Source organism: Petralouisia muris (genome assembly GCF_004793545.1).
Classification (GTDB): domain Bacteria; phylum Bacillota; class Clostridia; order Lachnospirales; family Lachnospiraceae; genus Petralouisia; species Petralouisia muris.
The window spans coordinates 1-24,072 of the sequence record NZ_SRYA01000042.1 but is presented as its reverse complement, the minus strand read 5'-3'; the positions used below and the strand labels follow the sequence as shown (position 1 = coordinate 24,072).

Here is a 24,072-nt window from a genome sequence, read left to right as displayed (position 1 = left end):
CACATTTGTACTGCTGATTTTGGGGTATTATAATAAGGACGATTAGTAAAATCGGAGGTGAGGAAGAATGTCGGATGCGTTCAGATTTGAAACCTTTGTAGACGCCCACAGCAATATCTTTAATGAATACCTCGGCTCTGTCATAGCGAAGCTGTCCAGAGAAAACGAGGAATACCGTGCCATAAGAGCCGAGATTGAGGGATTGTATGAGAAATATCCGAAAGTCTTAGGCGTGTTTGACACGGAAACAGCGGAGGAACTGACCGAGGAAGAATGTGCCGCACTGATTAAAGTGATGGAGCTTAGGAACAAACTTACGGACATGGAGATGCAGTCGGTCTATTTCCGTGGCTGCTATGACAGCGTGGGGTATCTGAAAAAGGCAGGGATTTTATAACGGACTGACCGAGAAAAAAGGCGGTGTTGGCGTGAGTGCTGATGCCGTCTTTTACATATGCAGTCATAAATTTGTTTATTATATGAGATTGCATAAATGTCTATGTGGTAGATTTTGCAACAAGGATATGATACAATCAGAAGAAAAAACGCAGATATGTATGAGGAGATTTATGAGAGAACAATTATTGCTTTTGATTAGAATTTCAAAGCCAGATTACAATAAAACTTTATATGAGGACTACAAATTATATATGAATCCGCAGATGGCATTTAAAAAGGATAATATGACAGCAGGTCAAAAAGACATAATGGAGGGAGCTATAACTAATATACCAAGCAAATTATTATATTCAACGGATGAAAAGAAAACATGGAAATTACTTGGTGATATTACGCTAATGCACAAAAATAATAATGCTTATATTTATTGTATGTATGGATTAAAATACGACGTTAAGTATTACAATGCCAAAAGTAATAAGTATTTTTATCCTATACCTTGGAGTTATATTGAACCATTATGGCAGGGTAATGGCACGGAAATGATAGTTATCATTAATACTTCCGAATTTATAAACAAATTTTTAAAAGCAGCAAAACAGAAAGGATTAGCACATTCTTATGGAAAAGTGCATTATGATTTAGAAGAAAAGTTGCAGGACAAGGAGTATCTTCATTTAGCTATGAATGATAGTTTTGAATCGGTTTATCATAAAATGGCTGATGGTTATGAATTACAGAAAGAGGTTCGATTTACCATTATATGTCCAGATAAACCAGACCATTATGAATTACAACTGGATAATGACCAGAAGTTGAAATTTACAACAATACCATTATCTTATGGAAAAAATATTGGTGTGGAGTTGTCGAATTTAGAGTTTGATGATACATTGGGACTTCCAGTAAGATTTTCATCTGACATTAAATATTATGAATCAGAATAGATATTTTTATATTTGAGAAGATTGAATATCTATACATAGCCGAGAGGTTTTCATTTACGAAAATCCCTCGGCTTATTTCATTTTCGGGAGGTGATTTTATTTATTGAGAAGTAACAGACCCTATGTGCAGATTGACCCAGACGTGCTTGAGCAGGCAAGGCAGATAGATTTGTTGTCTTATCTTAGAGTCTACGAGCCGAGCAACCTTGTCAAAGTCAAAGGCACGACGAACGTCTATTGTACCGCCGAGCATGACAGCCTAAAGATTTCCAACGGCAAATGGTACTGGTGGTCGAGGGGCTTTGGCGGCTATTCTGCCCTTGATTATCTGATGAAAGTCAAGGAATACGGCTTTGTGGAAGCCGTGGAAACCCTCACGGGGCAGACGATGGCGGACTGGAAGCCGCCGCCCCCTGCCGTGAAAAAAGACGAGCCAAAGGTGCTGCTCCTGCCGCCAAAGAATAAGGACTGCGGCAGAGTGACAGAGTATCTTTTCGGGCGTGGCATTGACTACCAGATTATCCAAGAGTGCATTGCCGAGGGGATTATTTTCGAGAGTGCCGACTACCACAACGCCGTTTTTATCGGGAAAGATGAAAGCGGAACACCAAAATACGCCGCCTGCCGTGGCACGATGGGGAGCTTCAAGCGGGACGCATCGGGCAGTGACAAGCGGTATTCGTTTCGACTTCTGGCAAAAGAGCCATGTGCTTCGGTACATTTATTCGAAGCTGCCATTGACTTACTCTCCTATGCCACTTATTTAAAATGTGAGGGCAGGGATTATAAAACGGAAAATCTTCTCTCCCTGTCGGGCGTATATCAGCCGAAGAAAGAGCTGAAAGAAAGCAAAATCCCCGTTGCCCTCACGACTTTTTTGAAAGCAAACCCGCAAATCAAGACCATATTTCTGCATCTGGATAAGGACAAAGCAGGTCGGCTATGTACCGCCGCATTAAAAGAATTGTTGCAGAAAGACTACCGAATCGTTGATGAACCGCCGCCAGCCGGCAAGGACTTCAACGATTTTTTAATGTCCTATCTGGGGATTGCAAGGCAGAAACCGAGCCGTGAAAGGAGGGATGCCCGCTGACTGAATAACGATTTTCTGTAAGAAATGACCGTAACCACAACAAAATTTCAGACCGAAAGGGAGGAAAGAACGATTGAAAAATTATGAAGTGACCCTTGTCGCCCACTATGCAAAGACCGTTTCCATCCATGCCGACAGCCCCGAACAGGCGGCGGAGAAGTTAAAAATTATCCTGTTTGACACCGACCTTGTGAGGTTTTCCGATGGGGATTTCGTCTGCGGCGAAGCCGAGATTAACGCTCCCTTAGAGGACGCAGGGGAAGAAAACGAATCCGAGGGAGAGGATTTTGAGGACGGCTGCTGTTCGGGCTGTCCGTGCTTCAGAACGGTATGTAAAGGATGCTGTCACGGGGGCGGGGATTAAAGACACGTCTTACCAAGCACTGAATTTGGTTATCCATCTGCCGATGGAAACAAAATTCGCTTGTTAGGGGAAAGCTCCCCTAATACCCCGTGGAAAAGACCGCCGCCAGAGTGCGGCAGGAAGAAAGGAGTTTTTAAGGATGAGAGATTTATTGTTCTTCGCCCTCGGCACAACGCTCGGAGGGATGTGCGGCGTGGCGTGTATGTGCGTGCTGCAGATTAACAGGCTCTCCGAGGGAAAGGGGGATTTGGATGCGGAAACGAAACGTGCAGATACTGTTCCGACTGACCGAGGAAGAAGCTGAATACCTCTGCTCCCTTGCGGAGCGGTCGGGACACTCCAGACAAGCCCTGCTCCAGTCGATGGTCATGGGCTACCGCCTGTGCGAGAAGCCAGACCCAGAGTTCTATAAAATCATGCGGGAGCTGTCAGCCATCGGCAACCGCATCAACCAGCTTGCGGCAAAGGCGAACGCCTTGAACTTTGTGGATACGCCGATGCTCTACGACGAAGCCAAGCGGTGGCGGGACTTCCGTCTGGACGTGGGCAGGTGCTACCTTGTTCCGAGGAAGACGTCTGGCTGATGGCGGTCTGCGAGATATGGGACGTAAAGGGCAGGCTCGACCATCCCATCGACTACGCCGAGAACCCAGAAAAGACCGCCAACCCAAAATACACGGATGCGGACTTGCAGGCGATGGGCGACGTGATGAAGTACGCCATCAACGGTGATAAGACCGAGCGTCAGTTTTTCGTCACGGGCGTAAACTGCGACCCTGCCACCGCAAGGGATGAGATGATGATGGCGAAAGCCCAATGGAACGACCAGAGCGAGATTGTCTGCTATCACGGCTTTCAGAGCTTCAAGCACGGCGAGGTCACGCCAGAGCAGGCACATGAGGTCGGCGTGAAGCTGGCGGAGAAAATGTGGGGCGGAAGGTTTCAAGTGATTGTGGCGACGCATCTGAATACGGACTGCCTGCACAACCACTTTGTCGTCAACTCCGTTTCTTATATTGACGGAAAGCATTACCACGACAACAAAAAGAACCTGCGTCTGCTCCGCCAGCGTTCGGATGAATTGTGCCGTGAGTATTCCTTATCGGTCATCGAACACCCAAGCGGCAGGAAGAAGCCCTATGTCCTCTGCCAAGCCGAGAAGAACGGCTTGCCTACAAGGGACAGCGTGGCACGGCAGGCGGTGGACGAAGCCATCTCAAAATCATTTACGCTGAAAGACTTTGACCGCCAGTTGTCGGAAATGGGATACCGCATCAATTTTGACCCCAACCGAAAATACTGGACGATTATCGGCAAAGGGTGGCAAAGACCAAAGCGGCTCCATAAGCTCGGCGACGACTACACCAATGAGCGGATAACGGAACGCATAAGGGAAAATTCCTATGCGGTCAAATTCCAGAACTTTTCCAAAGAACAGCCGCAGGTCAGAGTGCTAAAGGTAAAAGGCACATTAAAAAGTGCAAAGAAAATCGGCGGCTTGCGTGGGCTGTATCTCCACTACTGCTACAAGCTCGGCATCCTGCCGAAGAAGAAGCAACAGAACTATGCACGGCTTCACTATCTCCTAAAGGACGACTTGATGAAGATGGAAGCCATCACAAACGAAACAAGGCTGCTCTGCCGCAACCATATCGACACGGCAGAGCAGCTTTTGTCTTATAAAGGCTCTCTGGAATCCGAGATAAGTGAGCTGACCGAACAGCGAAAGGGGCTTTACTCCCAGAGCCGCAAAGCAAGCGGCAAAGATAAAGAAGCGGTCAAGGCTCGGCTGTCGGAAATCACGGGGCGCATGAAAACACTGCGTAAGGAGGTCAGATTATGCGAGGGAATCGAAGCCCGCAGCGACACCCTCAAGGAAAAATTAACTGTCATACGGGCAGACGAGAACAAAGAAAAAGGAAAGGAGCTGATGAAGCATGAACACAGGCGGCGAAGCGGCGGAGCAAATCGTAAGGATGAGCTTGGAGGGATTTGAGGTCGCAGCCAGAATCACGGGGGCGGGTGCGAAAAACATCGCCATCCTGCTCTACTCCATTTTAAAAGAGGAACAGAAAACCAAAGGAAAGGCAAGGCTCACAAATATGCTCCGCTCTGGGAAAGAATTAAAAGTCTTTACCGTAAAGAGCGGCGATTTGAAAAAATTCACGCAGGAAGCGAAGAAATATGGTGTACTCTACTGCGTCCTTGCAGACCGTAAGAACAAAGACCCCAATGCGGAGGTGGACGTGATTGCGAGAGCCGAGGACGCATCGAAAATCAGCCGCATCGTGGAGCGGTTCAGCCTTGCTTCCGTAGATACCGCTTCTATCGTGACCGAAGCGGAGAAATCGAAAGGGGCAAAGGGCAAAACGAAAGAAGAAAAGAATAAGCTGAAAGATGCCAAGACCGCAGATGTGAAAGACGCAGGGGCAGAGGACGGTCAGCCAGAGCCAGACGTCGGCGTGGAGGAAAAGGCGGAGAAAGACAAACTCATGGACGCCCTTATGGGAAAGCCCGTGCAGAAGGAGGAAAACGCCCCAAACCCCTCGGTGGCAAAGACAGAAAAATCCCCTCTGTCCGAGCCTACCTTAAAGCAGCAAAGGAAGCCCGCAGAGGGGGCTACTATGGCTAAGACGGAGAAGCCGTCAGTCAGGGAGGAACTGCGGAAAATCAAGGAGAGCCGCAAGGGGCAGGAAGCGGACGCTTCCCCGAATCTTGACAAAGAGAAATCCCCCGACAGGGCAAAAAAGCCGCCCGCTGGAAAGACGGAGCATAAGCAGCCCCAGAAGCGGAAACGGAAACCAAAATCGAAAGGAGCAAGATAAGCATGAGTATTTATGACGTATTCAGCGGCGGCGGCAGACCTTTTAACAAAGAGGAATGGGCTGCCGCAAAGCAGGAACAGCGGAAAGCAGCCTATGAGCTGATAGACACGACCTGCGAGAAAATGATGGCGGACGGCGTGGCGTTTCAGCAGTACCTTGACGTGCAGGGGCATTTTGACCGCTACTCCGTCAACAACGCCATCTTGGTGTCGGCACAGATGCCCGAAGCGACGCAGCTTAAAGATTACGGCAGTTGGAAACAGAGCCGTGCCTATGTGGACAAGGACGCACAGAAAATTACCATCCTTGAGCCGGGGAAAGAGTACGAGCGGGAGGACGGCTCAAAGGCGGTCGGCTACAACGCAAAAGTGGTCTACGACATTTCCCAGACCTCGGCAAAAGACAGGCAGCAGCCGCAGGAAGCCAAAACCATGCGGGAGCTTGTGTCGGCGATGATTGACGCAAGCCCCGTTTCCTTTGTGCCTGTCGATGACCTTGAGCTGCCTGCGTTTTACGACAGCGCACAGCAGACCATCTTCATCAAGACGGGATTGAATGAGGAACAGCTCTTTGTCAGCATGGCAAAGGAAGTGTCGGCGGCGGTCTTTGACTTCAAGCATAAGGAGAGCCGTGACGCTTCAGAGTTCAAGTCGTTCTGCGTCGCCTATATGGTAAGCTCCCGCTACGGCGTGGACACAAAGGGCTTTAATTTTGATAAACTCCCGAAAGAATTTGAGGGCATGGAAACGCAGGAATTTAAAGGGCAGCTCGGCTCGATGCGTGACGTACTCGGCGAAATCCAGTCGGATATGTATAAGAGCCTTGAAAAGAACAAGCCGCCCAAATCCAAAGGGCAGGAACGCTAATCGGAGGTGCAGACTATGAAAGAAGAACGCTATCACTTGGCGTTGGATAAATATGATAAGAATATCGTCCTTAACGCCCTCAACACCCTGCGGACGCAGCAGATACAGGAGGAACGCCCCACTGAGCCTGTTGACGAGCTGATAAGCAGGGTGGCATACGCCCCGACCAAGAAAGTAAAGGTCGCCCCGTGCAAGTGCCATGAAGAACGGTGACGATTATAAAGTGAGCCTAATCCTTTCTCTGTTTGGCATTATCCCTGTCGTATGGCTTGCCCTGCTGACTGCCCCTTATGTCAGCGGCGGCATCGTGGAGATAATCGGCAACCTGTCCGTGGCAATGGAGAACCCATTTTCCATAACGGTATGTGGGGACAGCGTAAGGACTGTCCTTATTTTTCTGCTTGCCTACGGCATGGGAATCGGCGTTTATTTCTCCACACGCAGGAACTACCGCAAGGGGGAGGAACACGGCTCTGCAAAATGGGGCAACGCAGGCACTCTCAATAAGAAATACCGAGATAAGGACGCATCGGAAAACAAGCTGCTGACCCAGAGCGTCTGCATCGGGCTTGACGGGAAGAAGCACAGGAGGAATCTGAATATCCTTGTGGTGGGCGGCTCTGGCGCAGGAAAGACCAGATTTTTTTGTAAGCCCAATGTCATGCAATGTAACACGTCAATGGTAATTTTAGACCCGAAAGGCGAGATTGTCCGTGACACGGGCGGGCTTCTGGAAAAGAAAGGCTATGAGGTGCGTGTGCTTGATTTAATCAATATGCACAAGAGCCACTGCTACAACCCGTTTGTATATTTAAGGAACGACAACGACGTGCAGCGGCTGGTAACAAATTTATTTAAGGCGACCACGCCGAAAGGAAGCCAGTCACAAGACCCGTTCTGGGACACGGCGGCGAGTATGCTGCTTCTGTCCCTCGTGTTCTATCTGAAATACGAAGCCCCGCCAGAGGAACAGAATTTCCCGATGGTGATGGAGCTATTGCGGGCGGGCGAGGTAAGGGAGGACGACGACGGCTATGTAAGCCCGCTTGACGAACTGTTTGACCGTCTTGAGATGGTAAACCCAGAGCATATCGCTTTGAAATACTACCGTGATTACCACAGCGGGAGTGCCAAGACGCTAAAGAGCATCCAGATAACCCTTGCCGCAAGGCTTGAGAAGTTCAATCTGGAAAGCCTTGCGGGATTGACCGCCACGGACGAATTGGATTTGCCGTCTTTGGGCGAGAAGAAAGTCGCACTGTTCGCACTAATACCAGACAACGACACCAGTTTCAATTTCCTTGTGTCGCTGTTATACACGCAGCTATTCCAACAGTTATTCTACCTCGCCGACCACAAGTACGGCGGGAGCCTGCCCGTCCACTGCCAGTTCATTATGGATGAATTTGCCAATGTTTCGCTGCCCGATGACTTTGACAAGATTTTGAGCGTCATGCGGTCAAGGGGCGTGTCCGTTTCGATTATCCTGCAAAATCTGGCACAGCTCAAAGCCCTGTTTGAGAAACAGTGGGAAAGCATCGTTGGCAATGCCGATGAGTTCCTCTATCTCGGCGGCAACGAGCAGAGTACCCATAAGTTTGTAAGTGAGCTTCTTGGAAAAGCCACGATAGACACGAACACCTACGGGAAAAGCTCTGGGCGGAGCGGCAACTATTCCACCAACTACCAGATTTCGGGGCGTGAGCTTTTAACCCCAGATGAGGTGCGTATGCTTGACAACCGCTACGCACTTCTTTTTGTGCGTGGGGAACGCCCCGTTATGGATTTGAAGTACGACATTTTGAAACACCCGAACGTGAAACTGACCGCCGACGGGGGGAAGCCGCCGTATCTCCACGGAGAGCCGACGCAGGCGGTCGCAACCCTTGTGTTTGACGATGCTTTGCTGATGGATGCAGAGAGCATGGAAACGGTCAGCACATCCTACGAACTTCTGTCCGATGAGGACTTGGAAGAAATATTCAATTTATAAGGAGGATTTACCCTATGAAACTTTTTCAGAAAAACGAGAAGAAAGCAACCCAGAAACTGCCGATGACAGGCAAGGTAAAAAGAGGTTTCCGCTTCTACTGCGTGGCGGTACTGGCTGCGGCTCTGATGCTTGGAACGTCCATGACCGCCTTTGCCGCAAATGACCCGATTGCCGTTGTCAACAACCTTTCCAATTTCATCTTCGGTCTGATACGGGCGGTCGGAATGATTATGCTCGGCTTCGGCATCGTGCAGGTCGGCTTGTCGCTGAAATCCCACGACCCGTCCCAGAGGGCGAACGGCTTCCTCACACTGGCGGGCGGCGTTGTGATTACCTTTGCGAAAGAGATTTTAACCCTTATCACGGGCTAATAAGAAACTAAGACAACAGACTGACACAAGACAGGGCAACGGGGCAGATCCGCTCTGCGGGACTTGCCCCGCTGCCCAATTTTAAGAACGGAGGTGGTCGAATGTCAGACAACTGGGTAGTCCAGAACTTGGAGAACGCCCTTGACACATGGAATGAAAAGTTAGCCGAGATATGGCAGCTCATCACCCAATCCCCAGAAACCTTTAAAGGCGGTGCGATATGGAAAGTCATCGTTGACATCCACGGGGCGTTGCAGGCGATAGGTCTTGCCCTGCTCGTGCTGTTCTTTGTCGTGGGCGTGATGCGTACCTGCGGCGACTTCGCAAGCGTGAAGAAGCCCGAACACGCCTTGAAGCTGTTCATCCGCTTTGCTCTTGCGAAAGGCGCGGTCACTTACGGCTTGGAGCTGATGATGGCTCTGTTTAAAATCGTGCAGGGCGTGATTTCCGCCATTATGAAAGCCGCAGGCTTCGGCTCGGCGCAGAAAACGGTTCTGCCGCAGGAGATTGTGACAGCCGTGGAGGACTGCGGCTTTTTCGAGAGCATCCCCTTATGGGCGGTCACGCTGATAGGAGGGCTGTTCATCACGGTGCTGTCGTTCATTATGATAATGTCGGTGTACGGCAGGTTTTTTAAGCTGTACCTTTATACCGCCATCGCCCCCGTGCCGCTGTCCTCGTTTGCGGGAGAGCCGAGCCAGAGCGTGGGGAAGAGCTTCATCAAAAGCTACTCCGCCGTCTGCCTAGAGGGGGCAATCATCGTGCTTGCCTGCATCATCTTCTCGGTGTTTGCGGCGTCCCCACCCGCAGTCAACCCCGATGCGGCGGCAGTCACGATGGTATGGGGCTATATCGGGGAATTGGTGTTCAATATGCTCGTCCTTGTCGGTGCGGTCAAGATGGCAGACCGTGTGGTAAGGGAGATGATGGGCTTGTAATTATCCAACAGGAAAGGAAAATTGAAATGAAAAAAGAAACGAAATATTACCAGAATTATGATATTCATTTGTTAAATGGAGAAGTCATCGGGGCTTCCGAAGCCTATGACCTGCCTGCTGAAAAAGGACTGGTCGGAAAATTTGAAAAAGCGGACGATAACGAGATATTTGAAATCGGGGATGCCATTTCTGGATTTGCGTATATCCCGAAACGCAGTATCCTCTTTATTTCGACGGGGGATGTCAGGGAGGGGCGGTGCTGATATGGAAGTCAAGATAAATAAGGAAATCCGCAACTACACGGAATCCATGTTCTTCGGGCTGTCGATGCGGCAGTTCCTGTTTTCCGTGCTTGCCTGCGGCGTGGCGGTCGGCTTGTTCTTCCTGCTCCGTGGCAGGTTCGGGACGGAAACAGTAAGCTGGATGTGCATCTTGGGGGCTTCCCCTTTTGCGGTCATGGGATTTGTAAGGTACAACGGCATGACCGCCGAGCAGTTTGTGTGGGCGTGGATAAAGTCGCAGTTTCTGATGCCGAAGAAGATTTTATTTGTCCCAGAGAATTTATATTACGAAGCGGTGAAGCAGGCACTGGACGCACATGAGAAAGGATTGCCCGCCGTGCAGGAGAAGAAACGGAAAAAGGGGAAACGCAGAAAAAAAGAACAAAGACAGACGGGCGAAAGCAGCCCAAGAAATCAAGAAAGCGCAAGGAGGTAGATTATGATTAAGACGCTGAAAACGCTGTTCAAGCAGGACAGGGAGAAATTCATCGTGCCGAAGTCGGTGCAGGCGGTCATCCCGTTAAAGACCATGTGGGAGGACGGCATTTTCCTCGTGGGCAGGAACAAATACGCAAAGACATTTAAGTTTGAGGACATCAACTACGCCGTGGCAAGCCGTGAGGACAAGGAAGCGATGTTCCTCGAATACTCGGAGCTTCTTAACGCCCTCGATAGCGGGGCGACCACGAAAATCACGATAAACAATCGCAGGCTCAATAAAGCGGACTTTGAGCAGACCATCTTAATCCCGATGGCGGAGGACGATTTGGATAAATACCGCAAAGAGTATAACAAGATGCTGCTCGATAAAGCAACGGGGGCAAACTCCACCGTGCAGGATAAATATGTGACGGTTTCCGTCTGCAAGAAGAACATTGAGGAAGCGAGGAATTATTTTGCCCGTGTCGGTGCTGACCTTATCGGGCATTTTAACCGTTTAGGCTCGAAGTGTACGGAACTGGATGCTAACGACAAGCTGCGTATCTTCCATGATTTTTACCGCACGGGCGAGGAAACGGCGTTCTCCTTTGACATGGTGCAGACCATGCGGAAAGGACACGACTTCAAGGACTATATCTGCCCCGACTCCTTTGAGTTTGAGAAAGATTATTTTAAGATGGGCAACCGCTACGGGCGTGTGATATTCCTCAGAGAGTACGCCGCCTATATCAAGGACAGCATGGTGGCGGAGCTTTGCGAATTAAACCGTAACATGATGCTCTCTGTTGATGTTGTTCCTGTTCCCACAGACGAAGCCGTGCGGGAGGTGGAAAACCGTCTTTTAGGCGTGGAAACCAACATCACGAACTGGCAGAGGAAACAGAACCAGAACAACAATTTTTCCGCCGTCATCCCCTACGACTTGGAACAGCAGAGAAAGGAAAGCAAGGAATTTCTGGACGATTTGACGACCCGTGACCAGAGGATGATGTTTGCCGTGCTTACGATGGTGCATACCGCAGACACCAAAGAGCAGCTTGACAATGACACGGAAGCCCTGCTCACGACGGCAAGGAAGCATCTCTGCCAGTTTGCCGTGCTGAAGTACCAGCAGATGGACGGTCTGAACACCGCCCTGCCGTTCGGCGTGAGGAAAATAGATGCCCTGCGTACCCTCACCACGGAGAGCCTTGCGGTGTTTATTCCTTTCCGTGTGCAGGAAATCTACCATAAGGACGGCGTGTATTACGGGCAGAACGTCATTTCAAAGAACATGATTATCGCCAACCGCCGCCACCTTTTGAACGGAAATTCCTTTATCCTCGGCGTGTCTGGTGCGGGCAAATCCTTTACGGCAAAGGAGGAAATGACGAACATCATTCTGACCGACCCTAACGCCGATGTCTTGGTCATAGACCCCGAACGAGAGTACGCCCCTCTTGTAAAGGCGATGCAGGGCGAGGTTATCCACATCTCGGCGACGAGCGACAACCACATCAACGCAATGGACATGAACTCTGATTACGGCGACGGTGCGAACCCCGTCATCTTGAAGTCAGAGTTTATTTTATCCCTCTGCGAGCAGCTTATCGGCGGGGCAAGCCTTGGGGCAAAGCAGAAATCCATCATTGACCGCTGCACGGCGAGCGTCTACCGCCATTACCAGCAGGGCAACTATATGGGTACACCTCCGACCTTGCAGGACTTCCGTGAGGAGCTGTTAAAACAGGACGAGCCAGAAGCGCAGGAAATCGCCCTTGCGATTGAGCTGTTTACGGACGGCAGTTTGAATACCTTTGCCAAGCATACGAACGTGGACACCCACAGCCGCCTTATCTGCTACGACATCCTCGATTTGGGCAAGCAGTTACAGCCTATCGGTATGCTTGTCGTCCTCGACAGCATTTTAAACCGCATCACCCAGAACAGGGCGAAAGGCAGGAACACCTTTATTTTCATTGACGAGATTTATCTGCTCTTTCAGCATGAATACTCGGCTAACTTCCTCTTTACCCTCTGGAAGCGTGTGCGTAAGTACGGGGCGTACTGTACTGGAATTACGCAGAACGTGGACGACCTCTTGCAGAGCCATACGGCGAGGACGATGCTTGCCAACTCTGAATTTATCATCATGCTGAACCAAGCATCCACAGACCGTATTGAGCTTGCGAAGCTCCTTAACATCTCCGATTTACAGATGAGCTATATCACGAATGTTGGTGCGGGGCAGGGGTTACTCAAAGTCGGCAGCTCCCTTGTGCCGTTCGTTAATAAGTTCCCACGCAATACGGAGCTGTATAAGCTGATGACGACTAAATTTGGGGAGTGCTAAAAGGAGGGATTTTTATGTCAGAGATAAGATTCCGCAACGCAGCCCACCGTGATTTTTTTCTGGAAAGCATGATGAAATGCAGGGTAAACGACTGCTACCACAGGGCGTTTTTCTATGTGATGGGGATTGCGGGGGAAACAAGGCAGAACATCAACGCCATGTTCGATTTTAAGACGGACTGCATCAAGCCAGAGGGGATGCACGGCGGATGGCAGACAAGCGGCACGGTCAAGGTCTGCCACCTTGCTTTTAACCTCTGGAACGGTTACGCCGAGGAGGGGCGTGAGAAACTGTTTACGCCAGAAGAATTGTTCTGCTGCGAGTTCGCCCCGTATTTCATGGAGGGCATCAAGGCACGGTATCCCGAATATTGCAGGGACTTACCCACGCCCAAGAAGCAGGCGGAGCATACACGGTAACTGAAAATAAATGTCAAGGAATTACCCTGCGGGCATACGTCTATGCCCAAAAGCAGGGCAAGAACAAAGAAACACCCTGCGGGCATACCCCTATGCCCAGAAAGCAGGGCAGAATTAAGGAAAGGAATAGCCTATGAATCTGAAAAACTATAAATGTATTCTCTGTACCGCCGCCGCTGTTACCCTTTTGGGAGCGGCGGTTTTTTGCGGCTTTAAGATTTACAGCCATTACCAGCAGATAGACGAGCAGACGGAAGCCTTTGCGGAGATTGCCGAGGTTGTGGAGAACGCCGAGCCAGAGGAAGAACCGCCCAGAGATAAGGATATGCCCGTCAGCGAGGGCGAGGACATTCTTGCGAAATACAAAGAGCTGTATTTGCAGAATGAGGATATGGTCGGGTGGATTGCCATTGACGGAACAGGCATCAACTACCCCGTCATGCAGAGTAAAAACAATCCGAATTTCTATCTGAAGCACAGCTTTGAAAAGGAATACAGCGATTTGGGAGTGCCGTATATCCAAGAGGACTGCGACATCCCCACAAGCGACAATCTGGTTATTTACGGACACCACATCAAAGGCGGCAGGATGTTCGGGGCGTTGGAAGATTACAAATCCAAGAGCTTTTATGAGAAGCATAAGACCGTCCAGTTTGACACGCTCACGGAGCAGGCAGCGTATGAAATCATCGCCGTTTTTAAGACCGTGGCATACAGCTCGGAGGGCTACCGCTACTATGATTTTGTCAATGCGGAGAATGAAAAAGAGTTTGACGCCTATGTCGGGAAGTGTAAGGAGCTTGCCTTGTATGATACGGGTGTGACAGCCCAATACGGCGACAGGCTCATTACCCTCTCCACCTGCGAATACTCGGCACAGAACGGCAGGCTTGTCGTCGTGGCAAAAAAGGTAAATTGACATGACCGCAAATCTTCTGGGAAAGGAGGTCGGATTTTATGGCTGATATAAAGACCAGAGATGCGGTCAGAGGCACGATTAAGACGCTTGATAAGGCGGCTGTTGCAGGGGAACGCATGAAATCCGCTTACGCAAAGACAAAGGACAAGGCGGAGCAGGGATATTATGCAGAGGAAAATTCCCCCACGGAATATGCCGCCGACAAGGTTTCCCATGCTTCGGGGCGTATCAGGGACGAGGGCATCCACCAATTTAATAAGCAGGGGCAGAAAAACACCCAGATTACCAAAGAAAATATCGGTAAGGCAAAGGATAAAATTGCCGATTTTAAGGCAAAGCGGGCGAAGAAAGCCGCAGAGCAGAAAACAATGCGGAATAAGGCAGAACAAAACGCCATGCGTACAATGGGACAGGACGGCTTGCAGGAAATACAAGGGACTGCAAGCCGTCCCGCTGTTTCCGCTGCTCCTGCCAAGACCGAAACGCCCCAGACGGCGGCAAACTCGCTGATAAAGACCAGACAGCAGGGAAAGCGGACGATAAAGACAACCGCCAGAAATGCGGAAAAAACCGTCAAGACCACAGCCAAAGGCACAGTCAAGGCGACGGAAAAAGGCGTGAAAACCGCAAAGGCGACATCCAAGACAGCGATTAAGACCACCGAGCAGACCGCAAAGGCGGCACAGAAAACGGCGAAAGCATCTGCCAAAGCCGCCCAGAAAGCGGCGCAGACGGCAAAAGTCACCGCAAAAGCGACAGCCGAAGCGACGAAAGCCACGGTCAAGGCTACCATTGCGGCGGTCAAGGCAATCATAGCGGGGACAAAAGCGTTGATTTCTGCCCTTATCGCGGGCGGCTGGATTGCCATTGTGATAATCATTATCGTCGTCCTGCTTGGGTGCGCCGTTTCCCTGTTCGGGGGCGGCAGCGACAGCACTTCCTATACCCCTGTCAGTGCGGAAGTGGAAGCCTACACGCCGCTGATACAGAAGTATGCGAAGCAGTACGGAATCCCCGAATATGTGGAGCTGATAAAGGCGGTGATGATGCAGGAATCTGGCGGCAAAGGCAGCGACCCGATGCAGGCGGCGGAGGGGAGTTTCAACAAGAAATACCCCCATGAGCCGAATGGTATTAAAGACCCCGAATATTCCATCGAGTGCGGCGTGCAGGAACTGAAAGCTGCACTTGTTTCAGCCGAGGTGGAGAACCCGATTGACATGGAGCGCATCAAGCTCGCCCTGCAGGGCTACAACTTTGGGAACGGGTATATCTCATGGGCAAAGACCAACTACGGCGGCTATTCCTATGCAAATGCGGTGGAATTTTCCGCAATGCAGGCACAGCGGCTCGGTTGGGAGAAGTACGGCGACACGCAGTACCCCGCCCATGTGTTACGCTACTACCCATACGGGCGGGCGTTTACAAGCGGTGGCAATCAAGCCATCGTAGAAGTGGCTCTGACGCAGCTTGGCAACGAGGGAGGTCAGCCTTATTGGAGCTGGTACGGCTTTGGCGGGCGTGTGGAATGGTGTGCATGTTTTGTGTCGTGGTGCGCCGACCAGTGCGGCTATCTGGAAAGCGGAATTGTGCCGAAATTCTCCCTCTGCTCGGACGGCGTGAACTGGTTCAAGGGCAAAGGACAGTGGAAGGACAAAAACTATGAGCCGCAGGCAGGCGACCTTATTTTCTTTGATTGGGGGAGCGACGGCTCAATCGACCATGTGGGAATCGTGGAGAAATGCGAGAATGGAACGGTTTATACCGTGGAGGGTAACTCTGGGGATGCCTGCAAACAGCAGAGCTATCCAGTCGGGAGCGGCTCAATATACGGCTACGGATGCCCAAACTATTAGTTGGGCGGAGCAAAAGGAAACCAGAGGTCAATCCTCTGGCTCTTTTGCTTTACATAGCCCGTTTACAGTTGCTTCAACAACGGACAGTTCTTTGTCATCCAGTCGGTCAAGCATAGCATCCAAACGTCTTCGGATAGAACTTTTCTTTGCTTTTTCCTCAGTATGTATATGTTCGTCAACTGATACATCAAACATTGTGATAAGTTGAAGGAATAGCTCTATGCTTGGATACTGCCCCTCATTTTCAACAGCTTGAAGATGTCTGGGATTATAATCAATAATCTCCGCAAGCTGTTCTCTGGTCACGCCTTGAGCTTTACGGGCTTTTTTGATTGCCAGTCCTAACGGTCTGAAATCAAAGTCAAAATCGTTGTTTCTTTTGTCCATTCGTTCACCACCTGTACTCTGAAAATTTTTACCCTTATATTTTACAGAGGTGTAGTATCCTATGAAACGATGTGAAATCTCTGGTTATAAGAGATTTTATCTCCTATTACAAGAGAGGAAAAATCCTATTTACATAATTGTTGCTATTTATATAAGCGGTTATAATAGATGTAAGTTAGCACATAAATGGATGTTCTTTCTAAAATTTCACATTCGCTCCATATTGGAGTGTTAAACTGAAAAAAGAGGTGATTAATATGGCGACATTACTTATTGTTGAAGATGACCGAAAAACAAATGAAGCGATTTGCGAGTATTTGAAATTAGCGGGACACAAATTAATTCCTGCATATGACGGGGAATCTGCGCTGCAATGTTTTAGCAATAGCAGGATTGACTTAATTGTACTTGACATTATGCTTCCAAAAATATCGGGACTTTCTGTTTTGCATGAAATCAGAGAAAAAAGTTCTGTCCCGATACTTATGCTAACAGCAATAGGGGACGAATATACACAAGTTTCCAGCTTTGACGGACAGGCAGATGACTATATCGTAAAACCCTTTTCCATGATTTTGTTAGGGCGGCGCATTACTGCACTTTTAAGAAGAAGCGGAAAGGGGATTTTGCCAGATACAATCGAATTTGGAAATGTAATTGTAGATTTTTTAGGTTATACAGCAAAAGATGACAATGGAAAAATCGACGTTACTCCAAAAGAGATTGACTTGCTGAAATTGTTTGTGGAGCATAAAGGACTGGTTCTGACCCGTTCCCAGATACTTGACGATTTATGGGGCGACAGCCATCCTATTATTGACAGGACAGTAGATACTTATATAAAAAACCTGCGAAAAAAACTGCATCTTGACTGCATTGTTACTGTAAAAGGAATTGGATATAAATATGAGGTGGACTAATATGGCACGAATAAAAATATTTCCTAAGACATTTTTATATACATTGAGTGTCTTGATATTTATTGTAATAACTGCACATGGCATCATGTATGTTCTTGCCCCACAAATATCTTTAGGACTTGTTGGCGAGAAAGGAATGGAACTGGACGGATTTTTAGTCAGTACGGACGTAGATGCCTCACAGTTTGTAACATTTACGATAAAACGTGCCCTGCCTGTTTCTGTTTCCTGTTGTATCGTGATTGCCATTGTCTGTGCTGCACTTTTTTCCAGAAGCATGACGCGAAATATTTGTCACTTATCAGAAACAGCGCAGCGCATGACAAAAATGGATAAGTCTGCGATATGTTCTGTTACTTCGGGAGATGAAATTGAAGATTTGGCAGGAAATATCAATAGTCTTTACAGGAGTTTGCTGAAAGCAATCCATAATCTTGAATTAGAAAAAAAGTATGTGCAGGAAAGCGAGAAATTGAAAATAGATTTTTTGCGTGCAGCTTCCCACGAATTAAAAACGCCTGTTACTGCTTTAAACGCCATTCTTGAAAATATGATACTTGGAGTAGGAAAATATCAAGACTATGACGTATATCTGCCAGAGTGCAAAGAAATAACAGAACAGCTTTCCGAGATGATACATGAAATTTTAGAAACATCCAAAATGAATATCATAAATGAAGAAAAACCGACCGAAATAAATTTGCCAGAACTGCTCACAAACCTTTGTGAGCCATATAAACTGATTGCCGTTGCAAACGAGATAAATTTTTCTGTCTGCCTGCCACAGCATTTTACAGTCAGTATACCCATTTCCTTATTTGAAAAGGCAGTTTCTAATATTCTTGCAAATGCAGTTGCATATACAGAAAGCGGGAAGCTGATTTCTGTTTCTATGGATGGCAGAAATCTTGTTGTTGAAAATGAATGTGTCCCTGTTCGGCAATCCGAAATCCCCCAGTTGTTTGAGCCATTTTACCGTCTTGATTATGCAAGAAGCAGAGAGCAAGGAGGAAATGGCTTAGGCTTGTATATTGTGGACACTATTTTTTCTGCACTTTCTATTCCATATACGTTTCAAGCGAAAGACAATCCGCAAAGAATGTGTTTTACTATATATTTATGATGAAAAACCCTCCGATGTTTCGGGGGATTTTTTTCTTCCGTTTATTTTTCACAGATATTCCATATACGTTCCATATAGGAATGTTATTTTAATATTGTGTTCAAAAAATAAAAAACGGAGGTATCAAAATGAATTTTTTAAAACGGGCAATGTTATATGTTACTCGAAAAAAAGGGAAAAGCATAGTGCTTTTTTGTATATTGCTTATTATGGCAACCTTTGTCTTGTCGGGATTGTCTATCGGGAAAGCTACAAAACAAGCACAGCAAAATCTGCGTCAAAGCCTTGGCGGTTCTTTTCATGTCTGGACGGACTACACAGATAATAACCCCTATCTGCATAAAGAATCGGACGAGGATGAAAGTGGAGGGACTGGATATATCATGTATTCCACAGAGCAGTTATCCTCTGATATGGTGAAAAATATCCGTGATATAGCAGGAGTGAAATATTGCGATGCATTTGATGAAACATTATTGGATTTTGAACAGTTGTCTTTTTTCAAGGGGACAATTCCTTTGGAGGAAGAATTAGGGAATAGCACGACTACGGTAAGTCTATGGCGTTCCGAAGAACACAATTTGTTTACAAATGGCGTTGTCAAACTAACGGAAGGCAGGCATATTACAGAAAAAGATACGGGGAAAGCAATTATTTGTAAAGATTTGGCTGATAAAAATGGCTTAGGGATAGGCGATATGCTGAAAACGAGGTCTATGGATGGGCGCAGCATGACGCTGGAAATCGTTGGATTGTTTACAGCAATGGAAACAGAAAAAATCGGCAAGAATATAGAGGGCTATAATAAAATACAGAATCGGGTGTTTATAGATATAGCGTCGGCAATTCTTATCGAGAACACCCCTGCTGTCCAGGGATTTTCAGAAGTTTCAATTACCATAAACGACCCAGAAGAAATGGATGAAATTATCGAAAAAGTGAAAAAGACGCCTGGATTTAAAGAGGATGGATTTACGATTGATACGGAAAATGAAACTTATGAAAATACGGCTTCCTCTCTGGAAAGTATGGATAAACTGGTGATAGGTCTGCTGATTGCGGCTATCCTTGTCAGCGTTGTAATCTTATCGCTTATTCTTACTCTATGGGGAAAATCACGTGTCCGTGAAACAGGTGTGTTCCTCTCGCTTGGCATAAAAAAGACAGACATTATAGGGCAATATCTGACAGAAGTATTGCTGATTGCAATCGTTGCTTTTGGGATTTCCTTTTTTACAAGTAATATGGTTTCAAACCGTATCGCCGATGTGCTTTTACAGCAGGATATACAGAATAAAATAGAAGAACCGAATGACGTGCAGCAAGATGACATTGTGATAGAATCGTTTGAAAGTACAGCATTAGGAGGTGTAGACAATATAGAATTGAGCGGTGCAGAAAATACAGATTATTTGGAAACGGATATTGAAGTTTCTGTAAGCATAGAAAATTTATTACAGTTATATCTTGTTGGATTTGTAATTATCATTGTATCTGTTATGATATCGTCTATTGCGGTCATGCGTTTGAAGCCGCGTGAAATTTTATCCCGCATGAGTTAGGAGGAGAAAAAGATGACAACGCTAATATGTGAAAACGTAACATATCAATATGAAAAAGGCTCAAAGGTCTTAGAACATATCACAACTCAATTTGAAACAGGAAAAATGTATGCGATACTTGGTGCATCTGGTTCTGGGAAAACGACCCTGTTATCATTGATAGGCGGTCTTGATATTCCACAGGAAGGAAAAATTATGTTTAATGGCAGGGATATATCGGAGATGGGACTTGAATCCCATAGGCGCAATCATGTTTCTGTCATATTCCAGAATTACAATCTTATTGATTATATGACTCCGATTGAAAACGTAAAATTGACCGCAAAACAGGACGCCCTGCCAATATTAAAGCAGCTTGGATTGACGGAGGATGAAGCAAAACGAAATGTAATGAAACTGTCGGGAGGACAGCAGCAGCGTGTGGCAATTGCCCGTACACTGGTATCGAATGCCCCTGTTATTTTAGCGGATGAACCAACGGGAAATTTAGACAAAGATACTGCCGCAGAAATTACGGGGATTTTGAAAAATTGCGCCCATCAGATGAATAAATGCGTAATTATTGTTACCCACTCCAACGACCTTGTAAAACAAGCAGATACCGTTTTTAAGTTAAAAAAAGGCAGGTTGCTTCAAATATGAAATACGAGTGGATATATTGCCCGATTTGCAAAAAAAAGACGCATAACAAATTTAGGGAAGATACTGTTTTGAAAAACTATCCGCTTTATTGTCCAAAATGTAAACGGGAAACGATAATTAACGCAAAAAATATGCAAGTATTTATCATCACAGAGCCAGACACATAGATGCAGAGCCGATGAATGTGTGGAATGAATGAAACCACAGTTTATCGGCTCTGCATTTTACTTAATTAAATGCAGATACGTCCACCAAATAAAAAAACGGCGATTTGGATGGTGTTCCGTAAGGAAGTTGCCCTAAAGACCGAAATATTGTGATATGCTGCTATGTAGACAGTGTAGCCTTGCGGCTACGCTGTTTTACTGCTCTGGCTGACTGTTCTTTTCCGCATATGCTCTTGGAACAGTTCTTCCATTTCTTCGGGCATCGGCTCTCTGACAATGCCGACGCTGTTGTAGTAAATATCTAAACTCTGGTAACGCTGACCGTCGATATATTCTGGCTTGGACACGACAATCTTCTCAATAAACTCGTGTACGATTTCGGGGGTTAATTCCGTAAGCTGTGTGACACATTTTACCCTGTCGATAAAACGCTGAAGGCTGTCGCTCTTGTCCGTTTCGGTTTCAAGGTACTGTTCCATATTGGGAATGGATTCTTTTAACTGTTTCTGCTCGTCCTCAAATGCCATTGACATGGTGGCGAAACGCCCATCAGAGATTTTCCCGCTTACATTGTCCTCATAAATCTTCTGGATAAGGCTGTCAATCTCTTTCACCCGCTTTTTTGCCTGTGCAAGCTCCCTGCGCTTTTCGGATAATTCTTTCCTCTTTTCCTCTCCGAAAGCCGCCATCTGATTTCTGGCAAAATCTTTTTCAAAACACTGGACGTACCAGAACACACGCTGCATACTGTCCAATACTGCCTTTGCCACTACTTTTTCTCGGATATAGTGGGCAGAGCATACATCAGAGTTTTTGCGGTAGGAAGAACAGAAGAAATAAGCCTGTTCCCTCTTGTAATTATTTACTGTGCTGTAATAGAGTTTCTCCCCGCAGTCTGCGCAATAGAGCAGACCAGAAAACATGCTGATAATCCCGCTCCTTGTCGGTCTGCGGCGGTGTTCCCGAAGCTCCTGCACGAGTAGGAAGGTTTCTTCGTCAATGATTGCGGGATGGGTGTTTTTAAATATCTGCCATTCCTCCTGCGGGAGTTCCAGCCGCTTCTTGCTTTTAAATGATTTGTGCATGGTGCGGAAATTAACGGTGTCCCCGATATATTCCTGTCGGGAGAGGATGCGTACTACGCTGGCTGCTGACCAGTGGTAGGGTGTGGCGGGCGGTTTTCGGTATGCCATTCCAATGCTGTTCCAGTAAACCGTCGGCGTCATTACCTTGTCGGCTTTCAGTTTTTTTGCTATCTGTGTCGGTCCAAGCCCTGCCACGCATAAGCTGAAAATCTGTTTTACTATTTTTGCCGCAGGCTCGTCGATAATCCATTTTCGGGGATTTTCAGTGTCTTTTTTATAGCCGTATGGCAGGTTGCTTGTAAGCGGGATTCCTGACATCCCCTTATTGCGAAATACATTCTTTACTTTCTGGCTTGTGTTCTTGGCGTGCCATTCATTGAATAAATCCTGCATGGGGACAAGGTCGCTGATGCCTTTAGCAGTGTCGATATTGTCCATGATAGCGATATAACGTACCTCCATGCGGTCAAAATCTTCTTCCAATAACTGCCCGACAACAAGGCGGTTACGCCCAAGCCTTGAGTGGTCTTTGACGATAATCGTCCCGATTTTCCCCTGCTCGGCTAAGTCCATCATTTCCATAAATGCGGGTCTTGTAAACGACACCCCCGAAAATCCATCGTCAATAAAGAAGCGGGCATTGCGGAAACCATTTTCTTTTGCGTATTTCTCTAGTATGGACTTCTGGTTTTTGATGCTGCCCGAAAGCCCGTCCTGTTCATCGTCACGGCTTAAACGGCAGTATAAAGCTGTTATTTTATCTGGCTGGCTGCTCATAATTCTCCTTTCCACAGCCAGATATGATATGAATTGTAGGTGCCATTATCATACCATATCTGGCAGAATACTTCAACGCTTTAAAGCCTTAATTCAAATCTTGTTTATGCGTTTAGGAGAATACGCTTGGTCTTTTCCTCTATGCTTTCAGATGCGGAAGCGTTAAAATGGGCATTGACTGTGTAAACCGTGCCGTCTATTTCTTTCTGGAAATTAAGTGGATGGGGATATTGCGACCTGCGAAACCATGCTATCCGTTCTTCTTTTGTCATGGATGCAAGGCAGTCCGTAATCCCATCAATCATCTGACGGATGACAGTTTCTTCTGACAATTCTTCTTTTTCTATGTCGCTAAAAGGCTCATTCATCGAAATGATTCCTCCCTCCTGCGGTCTGCCCTGCCTGTTCTGACATTTGTATTTGCTCGCTGGTTTTCAGTCGTATCGTGGATTTGGTCTAAGCAGTTGTCGATATGGGCAGCGCGTTTTTCAATCCCGTCTGCATATTTTAGACGCTTCCTAAGCTCGGTTATCTGTTCCGTCACGCCCTGTTTTTTGGCTCGGAGTGTTTCTTTTTCGGCTGGTAAAGCACGGCGTACCTTATTCCGCAAGTGCTGGCGGTAGTCAATCAGTTTATTCATTTCGGTCTGGTTTTTCTCCCTGTCGGCGTGTAAATCGGAGAGGGTAGCGATGTTATGCTTTGACATATACCTTACCTGTGCGGTAATCTCGTCCAGTTTCCGAAGCTCCTCTTTCATCAGCGTTGTCGGCTTGTAGTCCGTGCCTTTTGGGAATATCCCCAACTGATAGCACCAGTAATAATATAACGCTAAGATTCCTGTGGTTTTTTGATGTGGTTTCCATGCGTTTTTGTACTGCTCTGGCATATGCTGGGAGTAGGAAATTCTTGCTTTATGGTTTCCGTATCGGGAAGTCCCGCCTAGGCATGACCGTATGAAATCGGGTGTCAGCCTCTCGTCAAGCGTGTCTAACCTTGTGAAATGTTTGTACTGCGGCAGCTTCATTTTCCAATGGCTGCCCGAAAAATCAATCTCATATCCCTTGTCGGCAAGGTATTTCATCATGTGCTGTAAATCCCTGCTCCTATTGATTGCTTCTCTCAAATCCTCCCGATAAACATTGTACCGTGTCGGCTTTCCGTTTTTTTCGTCCAGATAAAGCGGTCTTGACGGGGCTTTCTTAGGATTTTCAATCACCGATAAACCGTACTCTCGGCATAAGCGGTCGGACACTTCCCTCAACCTTTTCTGCTCCGATTTTGAGTAATTATATTTGCTCCCATCCAGATAGGAAACGGAGTTAAAACAGAAATGATTATGGAGATGTCCTTTGTCAAGGTGGGTGG

At 47.3% G+C, this 24,072-nt stretch carries 28 protein-coding genes; 24 read left to right on the top strand and 4 right to left on the bottom strand.

The window, feature by feature from the left end; all coding sequences use genetic code 11:
- Positions 1-67 precede the first annotated feature (67 nt).
- The 19 genes from E5329_RS18245 to E5329_RS18155 all read left to right on the top strand — a co-directional run bounded on the left by E5329_RS18245 (position 68) and on the right by E5329_RS18155 (position 16,044).
- On the top strand, positions 68-397 hold the full coding sequence (locus E5329_RS18245) for a DUF6664 family protein (RefSeq protein WP_135976895.1): 330 nt from the start codon (positions 68-70) through the stop codon (positions 395-397).
- 172 nt (positions 398-569) lie between these two features.
- Positions 570-1,346 (top strand): hypothetical protein, encoded by a 777-nt coding sequence (locus E5329_RS18240; RefSeq protein ID WP_135976896.1) that lies wholly within the window; start codon positions 570-572, stop codon positions 1,344-1,346.
- A gap of 103 nt (positions 1,347-1,449) precedes the next feature.
- The gene (locus E5329_RS18235) at positions 1,450-2,439 is read left to right on the top strand and encodes a DUF3991 and TOPRIM domain-containing protein (protein WP_135976897.1); all 990 of its coding nucleotides are present in this window, start codon (positions 1,450-1,452) and stop codon (positions 2,437-2,439) included.
- 73 nt (positions 2,440-2,512) lie between these two features.
- Positions 2,513-2,803 carry a hypothetical protein gene (locus E5329_RS18230; protein ID WP_135976898.1) on the top strand — a complete coding sequence of 97 codons (291 nt, stop codon included), beginning with the start codon at positions 2,513-2,515 and terminating at the stop codon, positions 2,801-2,803.
- A 139-nt stretch (positions 2,804-2,942) separates the two neighbouring features.
- The gene (locus E5329_RS18225) at positions 2,943-3,107 is read left to right on the top strand and encodes a DUF3789 domain-containing protein (RefSeq protein ID WP_135976899.1); all 165 of its coding nucleotides are present in this window, start codon (positions 2,943-2,945) and stop codon (positions 3,105-3,107) included.
- Positions 3,055-3,387 carry a plasmid mobilization protein gene (locus E5329_RS18220; protein WP_135976900.1) on the top strand — a complete coding sequence of 111 codons (333 nt, stop codon included), beginning with the start codon at positions 3,055-3,057 and terminating at the stop codon, positions 3,385-3,387. Before E5329_RS18225 ends, E5329_RS18220 begins: the two co-directional genes overlap by 53 nt.
- Positions 3,354-4,799, top strand: coding sequence for a relaxase/mobilization nuclease domain-containing protein (locus E5329_RS18215; protein WP_330572244.1), 1,446 nt, complete (start codon positions 3,354-3,356; stop codon positions 4,797-4,799). Before E5329_RS18220 ends, E5329_RS18215 begins: the two co-directional genes overlap by 34 nt.
- On the top strand, positions 4,741-5,628 hold the full coding sequence (locus E5329_RS18210; RefSeq protein ID WP_135990838.1) for a PcfB family protein: 888 nt from the start codon (positions 4,741-4,743) through the stop codon (positions 5,626-5,628). The genes E5329_RS18215 and E5329_RS18210 overlap by 59 nt, the downstream gene beginning before the upstream one ends.
- Positions 5,629-5,630: 2 nt before the next feature.
- Entirely contained in the window at positions 5,631-6,494 is an 864-nt protein-coding gene (locus E5329_RS18205) for a hypothetical protein (protein ID WP_135990837.1), read from the top strand.
- A 15-nt stretch (positions 6,495-6,509) separates the two neighbouring features.
- Positions 6,510-6,707 (top strand): hypothetical protein, encoded by a 198-nt coding sequence (locus tag E5329_RS18200; protein ID WP_016217817.1) that lies wholly within the window; start codon positions 6,510-6,512, stop codon positions 6,705-6,707.
- Positions 6,694-8,487, top strand: a complete 1,794-nt coding sequence (locus E5329_RS18195) for a VirD4-like conjugal transfer protein, CD1115 family (RefSeq protein ID WP_135990836.1) — start codon at positions 6,694-6,696, stop codon at positions 8,485-8,487. The genes E5329_RS18200 and E5329_RS18195 overlap by 14 nt, the downstream gene beginning before the upstream one ends.
- Before the next feature lie 14 nt (positions 8,488-8,501).
- Positions 8,502-8,858, top strand: coding sequence for a glutamyl-tRNA amidotransferase (locus tag E5329_RS18190; protein ID WP_135990835.1), 357 nt, complete (start codon positions 8,502-8,504; stop codon positions 8,856-8,858).
- Between the two features lie 101 nt (positions 8,859-8,959).
- A complete protein-coding gene (locus E5329_RS18185; RefSeq protein WP_016296645.1) occupies positions 8,960-9,796 on the top strand; it encodes a hypothetical protein in 837 nt (278 codons plus the stop codon).
- Positions 9,797-9,822: 26 nt separating this feature from the next.
- Positions 9,823-10,059 (top strand): hypothetical protein, encoded by a 237-nt coding sequence (locus tag E5329_RS18180; protein WP_135977096.1) that lies wholly within the window; start codon positions 9,823-9,825, stop codon positions 10,057-10,059.
- A gap of 1 nt (position 10,060) precedes the next feature.
- On the top strand, positions 10,061-10,513 hold the full coding sequence (locus E5329_RS18175; protein WP_135977071.1) for a PrgI family protein: 453 nt from the start codon (positions 10,061-10,063) through the stop codon (positions 10,511-10,513).
- Between the two features lie 3 nt (positions 10,514-10,516).
- Positions 10,517-12,850, top strand: a complete 2,334-nt coding sequence (locus tag E5329_RS18170) for a VirB4-like conjugal transfer ATPase, CD1110 family (protein ID WP_135990834.1) — start codon at positions 10,517-10,519, stop codon at positions 12,848-12,850.
- Between the two features lie 14 nt (positions 12,851-12,864).
- Positions 12,865-13,269, top strand: coding sequence for a DUF6075 family protein (locus E5329_RS18165; RefSeq protein ID WP_135990833.1), 405 nt, complete (start codon positions 12,865-12,867; stop codon positions 13,267-13,269).
- Between the two features lie 139 nt (positions 13,270-13,408).
- A complete protein-coding gene (gene srtB, locus E5329_RS18160) occupies positions 13,409-14,188 on the top strand; it encodes a class B sortase (protein WP_135990841.1) in 780 nt (259 codons plus the stop codon).
- 38 nt (positions 14,189-14,226) lie between these two features.
- Entirely contained in the window at positions 14,227-16,044 is a 1,818-nt protein-coding gene (locus tag E5329_RS18155; protein ID WP_135990832.1) for a lysozyme family protein, read from the top strand.
- Between the two features lie 27 nt (positions 16,045-16,071).
- Here the strand turns inward: E5329_RS18155 and E5329_RS18150 are convergent, their stop codons facing one another.
- The gene (locus E5329_RS18150; RefSeq protein ID WP_135976972.1) at positions 16,072-16,431 is read right to left on the bottom strand and encodes a helix-turn-helix transcriptional regulator; all 360 of its coding nucleotides are present in this window, start codon (positions 16,429-16,431) and stop codon (positions 16,072-16,074) included.
- Between the two features lie 257 nt (positions 16,432-16,688).
- Here E5329_RS18150 and E5329_RS18145 point away from each other — a divergent pair, with 257 nt between their 5' ends.
- The 5 genes from E5329_RS18145 to E5329_RS18125 all read left to right on the top strand — a co-directional run bounded on the left by E5329_RS18145 (position 16,689) and on the right by E5329_RS18125 (position 20,845).
- Positions 16,689-17,351, top strand: a complete 663-nt coding sequence (locus E5329_RS18145) for a response regulator transcription factor (RefSeq protein WP_016221090.1) — start codon at positions 16,689-16,691, stop codon at positions 17,349-17,351.
- Position 17,352: 1 nt separating this feature from the next.
- Positions 17,353-18,474, top strand: a complete 1,122-nt coding sequence (locus tag E5329_RS18140) for a HAMP domain-containing sensor histidine kinase (RefSeq protein WP_135976971.1) — start codon at positions 17,353-17,355, stop codon at positions 18,472-18,474.
- A gap of 128 nt (positions 18,475-18,602) precedes the next feature.
- Positions 18,603-20,036, top strand: coding sequence for an ABC transporter permease (locus tag E5329_RS18135; protein ID WP_120391750.1), 1,434 nt, complete (start codon positions 18,603-18,605; stop codon positions 20,034-20,036).
- A gap of 12 nt (positions 20,037-20,048) precedes the next feature.
- A complete protein-coding gene (locus E5329_RS18130; protein ID WP_016221093.1) occupies positions 20,049-20,678 on the top strand; it encodes an ABC transporter ATP-binding protein in 630 nt (209 codons plus the stop codon).
- Positions 20,675-20,845, top strand: coding sequence for a cysteine-rich KTR domain-containing protein (locus E5329_RS18125; RefSeq protein ID WP_016221094.1), 171 nt, complete (start codon positions 20,675-20,677; stop codon positions 20,843-20,845). Before E5329_RS18130 ends, E5329_RS18125 begins: the two co-directional genes overlap by 4 nt.
- 185 nt (positions 20,846-21,030) lie before the next feature.
- Here E5329_RS18125 and E5329_RS18120 read toward each other — a convergent pair whose 3' ends face one another.
- The 3 genes from E5329_RS18120 to E5329_RS18110 all read right to left on the bottom strand — a co-directional run.
- Positions 21,031-22,707, bottom strand: a complete 1,677-nt coding sequence (locus tag E5329_RS18120; RefSeq protein WP_135990831.1) for a recombinase family protein — start codon at positions 22,705-22,707, stop codon at positions 21,031-21,033.
- A 104-nt stretch (positions 22,708-22,811) separates the two neighbouring features.
- On the bottom strand, positions 22,812-23,075 hold the full coding sequence (locus E5329_RS18115; RefSeq protein WP_135990830.1) for a transposon-encoded TnpW family protein: 264 nt from the start codon (positions 23,073-23,075) through the stop codon (positions 22,812-22,814).
- Positions 23,072-24,072: relaxase/mobilization nuclease domain-containing protein (locus E5329_RS18110; RefSeq protein ID WP_135990829.1), on the bottom strand; the 1,001-nt coding region annotated here is incomplete at its 5' end. The genes E5329_RS18115 and E5329_RS18110, both read right to left, overlap by 4 nt.